Annotated in this window: 7 protein-coding genes and 1 pseudogene; 6 read left to right on the forward strand and 2 right to left on the reverse strand. The window is 74.3% G+C overall.

Features of this window, described 5'->3' with window-relative positions; genetic code table 11:
• The 4 genes and pseudogenes from H5J33_RS20610 to H5J33_RS20625 all read left to right on the forward strand — a co-directional run.
• Positions 1-448, forward strand: a pseudogene (locus H5J33_RS20610) (ArsA family ATPase); the annotation flags it as partial.
• Positions 449-505: 57 nt separating this feature from the next.
• Positions 506-985: a DUF5304 domain-containing protein gene (locus H5J33_RS20615; RefSeq protein WP_181796402.1), complete on the forward strand. Its 480-nt coding sequence runs from the start codon at positions 506-508 to the stop codon at positions 983-985.
• Between the two features lie 67 nt (positions 986-1052).
• On the forward strand, positions 1053-2006 hold the full coding sequence (locus H5J33_RS20620; RefSeq protein ID WP_030605596.1) for an ROK family glucokinase: 954 nt from the start codon (positions 1053-1055) through the stop codon (positions 2004-2006).
• A gap of 80 nt (positions 2007-2086) precedes the next feature.
• Positions 2087-2833, forward strand: coding sequence for an endonuclease/exonuclease/phosphatase family protein (locus H5J33_RS20625; protein ID WP_181796403.1), 747 nt, complete (start codon positions 2087-2089; stop codon positions 2831-2833).
• Between the two features lie 19 nt (positions 2834-2852).
• Here H5J33_RS20625 and H5J33_RS20630 read toward each other — a convergent pair whose 3' ends face one another.
• Together H5J33_RS20630 and H5J33_RS20635 are read right to left on the reverse strand one after the other, a co-directional pair.
• A complete protein-coding gene (locus tag H5J33_RS20630) occupies positions 2853-3491 on the reverse strand; it encodes a hypothetical protein (RefSeq protein WP_181796404.1) in 639 nt (212 codons plus the stop codon).
• Positions 3484-4263, reverse strand: coding sequence for a carboxylesterase (locus H5J33_RS20635; RefSeq protein WP_181796405.1), 780 nt, complete (start codon positions 4261-4263; stop codon positions 3484-3486). The genes H5J33_RS20630 and H5J33_RS20635 overlap by 8 nt, the downstream gene beginning before the upstream one ends.
• A 105-nt stretch (positions 4264-4368) precedes the next feature.
• Between H5J33_RS20635 and H5J33_RS20640 the strand changes: the two genes are divergently transcribed.
• Both H5J33_RS20640 and H5J33_RS20645 read left to right on the forward strand, forming a co-directional pair.
• On the forward strand, positions 4369-5112 hold the full coding sequence (locus H5J33_RS20640; RefSeq protein ID WP_181796406.1) for a 1-acyl-sn-glycerol-3-phosphate acyltransferase: 744 nt from the start codon (positions 4369-4371) through the stop codon (positions 5110-5112).
• A gap of 26 nt (positions 5113-5138) precedes the next feature.
• On the forward strand, positions 5139-5940 hold an 802-nt coding region (locus H5J33_RS20645), incomplete at its 3' end, for a DUF5931 domain-containing protein (RefSeq protein ID WP_258565255.1).

Here is a 5940-nt window from a genome sequence, read left to right on the forward strand (position 1 = left end):
CCGCACCCTGCCCGAGTCCGCCGGTGACGCGTGGCTGGCCGGGCTGACCGCCCAGCAGCACAAGACGCTCGCCGAGTGGCGGGAGGCGTACGACGTCCATCCCGTGCCGCACCTCGGCCGCGACCCGCAGGGCGGCGACGACCTCACCGCGCTCGCCGTACCGGCCGTCGAGCCGGCGTCCGCCCCGGTCGAGTGGCCCGTCACCGACCGGATCGCCGAGGACGGCGTGCTGGTCTGGCACCTCCCGCTGCCCGGGGCGATACGGGAGGAACTGGACCTCGTCCGGCGCGGCGACGAACTCGTGATCACCACGGGCCCCTTCCGCCGGATCGTTCCGCTGCCCTCCGCACTGCGCCGCTGCACCGTCGCCGGCGCCGGACTGCGCGACGGCGAACTGCGCATCCGGTTCGCCCCGGACCCGGACCTGTGGCCCGCCGGCGGACGGTGAACCGGGCACGCCCGTTCGGGTAACGTCGTAAAGGCGAACCGTAGTCAGGAGTCCGCCATGAGCGAAGAGCGCCCCGCACACGAGCCGCCGCCGGAGCGGGCGACCGACGCCGACGCCTGGGCCACGGCCTGCGCCGAGGACCTCGCCGCCGAGCGGTCCCGCCGCCGGGCCGAGCAGGGACCGCCGCCGGGCTCGGCCGCCGAGGAACTGAGGAAGCTGGTGGACGCGGTCGCCGACAAGCTGTCCGACCTGCGCTCGCCCCTGCTCGGCGGCCTCGCCGGACCGGCCGCCCAGCAGATGGTGCGCCAGGTCGTCCAGCAGGCCAAGGCCGCAGTGGAACCCGTCATAGAGCGCAACCCGGACGTCTTCGACCATCTCGCCGCGGCCGGTGGCGAACTGCTCGCCGCCTACCGCTCAGCCGTCCAGGGCCAGGAGCGGCGCTGGACCGAGCGCGGCTCCGACCCGGCGGGCGACCGGCCGGACCGGGGCGAGGGGGGCGCGGCCGCGGGTCCGGGGGAGCGCATCGACCTGGACTGACGCTCTGCCGGGGCGGGGCCTCGGGTACGGTTGGCCGTAGCGGGGCTCGACCGAAACTGAGGGATTCATGGGACTCACCATCGGCGTCGACATCGGCGGCACGAAGATCGCGGCCGGCGTGGTCGACGAGGAAGGCAACATCCTCTCGACCTTCAAGGTGCCGACCCCCACCACGCCCGAGGCCATCGTGGACGCCATCGCCTCGGCGGTGGAGGGCGCGCGGGCCGGGCACGAGATCGTCGGCGTGGGCATCGGCGCGGCCGGTTACGTCAACCGCCAGCGCTCCACGGTCTACTTCGCGCCCAACATCGACTGGCGCAACGAGCCGCTCAAGGAGAAGGTCGAGGCGCGCACGGGCCTGCCGGTCGTGGTCGAGAACGACGCCAACGCCGCCGCCTGGGGCGAGTACAGGTTCGGCGCGGGCAAGGGCCACCGCAACGTCATCTGCATCACGCTCGGCACCGGCCTCGGCGGCGGCATCATCATCGGCAACAAGCTCCGCCGCGGGCACTTCGGCGTGGCGGCCGAATTCGGCCACATCCGGATGGTCCCGGACGGCCTGCTGTGCGGCTGCGGCTCGCAGGGCTGCTGGGAGCAGTACGCCTCCGGCCGTGCCCTGGTCCGCTACGCCAAGCAGCGCGCCAACGCCACCCCCGAGCGCGCCGAGGTCCTCCTCGCGCTCGGCGACGGCACCCCCGACGGGATCGAAGGCAAGCACATCTCCATGGCCGCCCGCCAGGGCGACCCGGTGGCCGTCGACTCCTACCGCGAGCTGGCCCGCTGGGCCGGCGCCGGCCTCGCCGACCTGGCCTCCCTGTTCGACCCGTCCGCGTTCATCGTCGGCGGCGGCCTCTCCGACGAGGGGGACCTGGTCCTCGACCCGATCCGCAAGTCGTACAAGCGCTGGCTGGTGGGCGGCAACTGGCGCCCGGTGGCCGACGTGATCGCCGCCCAGCTCGGCAACAAGGCGGGCATGGTGGGCGCCGCGGACCTGGCCCGGGAGCCCGACCCGGTCATGTAGCACCCGGGGCGCGGGGAGGGGCGCGGCCGGCGGTCGCCCCCGGCCCCGCGCCCCGAGCCGTGGGGCGTACATTGATCCACATGGCGCTGCTCCCCGACTCCGCAACAGAGCCCGACGGTTCGGCCACCGTCCGCGTCCTGAGCTACAACATCCGCTCGATGCGCGACGACACCGCGGCCCTCGCCCGAGTGATCACCGCCTGCGCCCCCGATCTGGTCCTGATCCAGGAGGCCCCCCGCTTCTTCCGCTGGCGCAAGAAGCTGGCGCGGCTCGCGGCGGCCTCCGGCCAGGTCATCCTCACCGGGGGCGGCACGGCGGCGGGCCCGGCCGTCCTGTGCGGCCTGCGCGCCACCGTCGAGCGCACCGAGGACGTTCTGCTGCCCCTCACCCCGGGTCTGCACCGGCGCGGCTTCGCCACGGCGGTGGTCCGCTTCGGCGGCGCCCGCCTCGGCGTGCTCAGCTGCCACCTGTCCCTCCAGCAGGAGGAGCGCTACGACCAGGGCGGGATGCTCCTCGACCGGCTCGCCGCACTCGGGGTGGAGCACGCGGTCGCGGGCGGCGACCTCAACGAACGCCCCGACGGCCCGACCTTCCGCCGGCTGGCCGCCGGTCTGACGGACTGCCGTGCGGCCGCGCCCTGGGGCGGCGAGTTCACCTCCACCCCCGCCCACCCGCACCAGCGCATCGACGCGATCTTCGCGACCAAGGGCGTCGAGGTGCTCGGCTGCGGGGTGCCCCTGGACCAGCCGGGCGTGCGCGAGGCGGACCTGCGGGCGGCCTCGGACCACCTTCCGGTGCTGGCCGTCCTCCGCGTCCCGGCGGCGTAGGGCCCCGGGCCGGGACGCCTCAGACGACCGCCCCGCGACCGGGGTCGTCGTCCTCCTCGTCGTCGGTCCGCATCCGGGCCACCAGCGTCACGAAGCCGCCGAGGAAGCCGCCGATCCCGAGGGTCGTCAGCCACCAGGTCATGTCCCAGCGCAGCAGCACCGCCAGCAGCAGCAGGACCGGCCCGCCGACCACACCGAGCCAGGCGAACCGGGCGGTGGTGTCCGCGGTCGGCAGCGGCGGCGGCTCCGGCGGGACGAAGTGGCCCTCGTCGGCCTCGTCGAAGTCGTCGTCGGAGGGCTCGGCGAGCGCGAAGTCGCGCGGGCCCACACCGGGCGCGAAGGACACCGAGCCGCCCAGCGGACGCGGCGGCGGTTCCTCGCCGCCGGCGTCCTTGCCGGTGTCCGGCGCGGCGTTCTTCTCCAGCAGCGCCAGGTCCTCCACTGGCTTGAACGGCCGGGCGCCCGGCGGGTCCGGCGGCTCCTCGCCGTACCCGGCCACGATGGCCCGCCAGGCGGCGTCCTCGTCGAAGGGCACCTCCTGCCGGTGCGGCTCGCGGGCCCCAGGGCCGTCGTGGGCCTCCCGGCCGGCGGGTTCGTCCCGGTCCTCCCGGTCCTCGCGGTCCTCGCGGCCTTCACGGTCGGAGTCGTGCTCAGCCAACTGCGGCCGTCCCTTCCTTGCCGACACTGGGTGCGAGCCGGCCGATGAAAGCGAGGCTCTCCTCGAAGATCCGGTCCGCGTCCACGTCCAACGTCGCCACGTGGTAGCTGTGTTCCAGCACGATCTCCGTGACGTCCCGGGACGACACCCGGCTCAGCACCCGCGCCGAGTCGGCCGCCGGGACGACGTGGTCCTCGGCGCTGCGCAGCAGCAGCAGCGGCTGGGTGACCTGGGGCAGCTCGCCGTCCACCCGGCGCAGGAACCGCCTGAGCGAGTGCGCCGCGTGCAGCGGCACCCGGTCGTAGCCCAGCTCCGCCGCGCCCGGCTTGGCGATGTCGCTGGCGATGCCCTTCGTCGAGCGGACCAGATGCCGGGCCACCGGCAGCGCGTACGCGGACAGGCCGTGCACCTTGTTCGCCGGGTTGACCACCACCGCGCCCGCCACCCGGCCGCCGTGCCGGGCCGCGAGCCGCAGGGCCAGCGCCCCGCCCATCGACAGGCCCGCCACGAACACCCGGGAACAGCGGTCGGTGAGCGCGCGCAGTTCGCGGTCCACCTCCGCGTACCAGTCCTGCCAGGTGGTGAGCTGCATGTCCGTCCAGCGGGTGCCGTGACCGGGCAGCAGCGGCAGGGACACGGTCAGCCCGTGGGCCGCGTGGTGCTCCGCCCAGGGGCGCAGCGACTGGGGTGAGCCGGTGAAGCCGTGGCAGAGGAGGACGCCCACCTCGCCGCCCTCGTGGCGGTACGGCTCGGCTCCGGGGAGAACTGGCATGTGCTTCACCGTACGCGACCGCACGGACACCGACCAGGGTCGTCGGGCCCATTGCCGGTCCTTGGGGTTAAGGTCTTGCCGACGGAAACGGGAGGCACACGGGTGTTGTACGGCACGATGAAGGTCGCCATCGGCGGGCCGCTGAAGGTCGCCTTCAGGCCCTGGGTGGAGGGTCTGGAGAACATCCCGGCCACCGGCCCGGCCATCCTGGCCAGCAACCATCTGTCCTTCTCGGACTCCTTCTTCCTGCCGGCCGTGCTGGACCGCAAAGTCACGTTCATCGCCAAGGCCGAGTACTTCACCACCCCGGGCGTCAAGGGCCGGCTCACCGCGGCCTTCTTCAAGGGCGTCGGCCAGCTCCCGGTGGACCGCTCCGGGGCGCGCGGCGCCGGTGAGGCGGCCGTGCGCAGCGGCATCGAGGTGCTGGAGCGCGGCGAGCTGTTCGGCATCTACCCGGAGGGCACCCGCTCGCCCGACGGCCGGCTGTACCGGGGCAAGCCCGGCGGCCTGGCCCGGGTGGCGCTCGCCACCGGCGCGCCCGTCATCCCGGTCGCCATGATCGACACGGAGAAGATCCAGCCGCCCGGCCAGGTCGTGCCGAAGCTGATGCGGCCCGGCATCCGGATCGGCAAGCCCCTGGACTTCAGCCGCTACCAGGGCATGGAGCACGACCGGTTCGTGCTGCGCGCGCTGACCGACGAGGTCATGTACGAGATCATGAAGCTGTCCGGCCAGGAGTACGTCGACATGTACGCCACCGCCGCCAAACGGCAGATAGCCGAGGCCGCGAAGGCGGCGAAGGCGGCCAGGGAAGCGGAGAAGGCGGGGAAGAAGCAGGCCGAGGGGTAGCCGGGGGAATCGGGGGAGACGGGGGCATGCCCAAGCGCGAACGCGTCATGCGGATGTCCGTCGAGCTGCCGCTGTGGCGCGCGCTCGCCGGCTACCGCGTCCTGACCATGCTGTACGCCATCGGTCTGTGCGCCACCGCGTACGACCAGTTCACCCGGCCCTGGGTCGCCGTCGCCTACTACGCCGTGCTGGCCGTGTGGACCCTGGCCACCCTGCCCAAGGTGTCCGGCGCGGCGAGCTGCACCCCGCGCTTCCTGGGCGCCGACCTCGCCGTCGCCCTCGCCGGCATCCTGCTCACCCCCCTCGCCGACAGCCACCAGCGGATCGCGGGCGGCGGCCCCACCCTGCCGTCGATCTGGACCGCCGGCTCGGTGCTGGCCTTCGCCCTCAAGGGCGGCTGGCGCTGGGCGGCCGTCGCCTCCACGGCCGTCGCCGCCGTCAACCTGGTGGAGCGCGGCCACCCCGCCCGGGACACCGTGCACAACGTGATCCTGGTCTGGGTGGCCTCCATCGCCATCGGCTACGTGGTGGAGGTGGCCCGCGCCTCCGAGCGCACCCTCGCCCGCGCGCTGGAGATCGAGGCCGCGACCCGGGAGCGGGAGCGGCTGGCGCGGGACATCCACGACAGCGTGCTCCAGGTGCTGGCGATGGTGAAGCGCCGGGGCGCGGCCCTGGGCGGCGAGGCGGCCGAACTGGGCCGGCTGGCCGGGGAGCAGGAGGTGGCCCTGCGCACGCTGGTCTCGGGCGGCCTGGTCCCGGTCTCCCGGGTCTCGGAGGACCTGGCGGAGGGCGCCGTCGTGCGCGCGGTGGAGGAACCGGACGACGACG

This window comes from Streptomyces sp. WELS2 (assembly GCF_013870595.1).
Lineage (GTDB): Bacteria > Actinomycetota > Actinomycetes > Streptomycetales > Streptomycetaceae > Streptomyces.

Coding starts and splice junctions, on each gene's coding strand:
- H5J33_RS20615 (WP_181796402.1), top strand. CDS start 506: ATGAGCGAAGAGCGCCCCGCACACGAGCCGCCGCCGGAGCGGGCGACC.
- H5J33_RS20620 (WP_030605596.1), top strand. CDS start 1,053: ATGGGACTCACCATCGGCGTCGACATCGGCGGCACGAAGATCGCGGCC.
- H5J33_RS20625 (WP_181796403.1), top strand. CDS start 2,087: ATGGCGCTGCTCCCCGACTCCGCAACAGAGCCCGACGGTTCGGCCACC.
- H5J33_RS20635 (WP_181796405.1), bottom strand. CDS start 4,263: ATGCCAGTTCTCCCCGGAGCCGAGCCGTACCGCCACGAGGGCGGCGAG.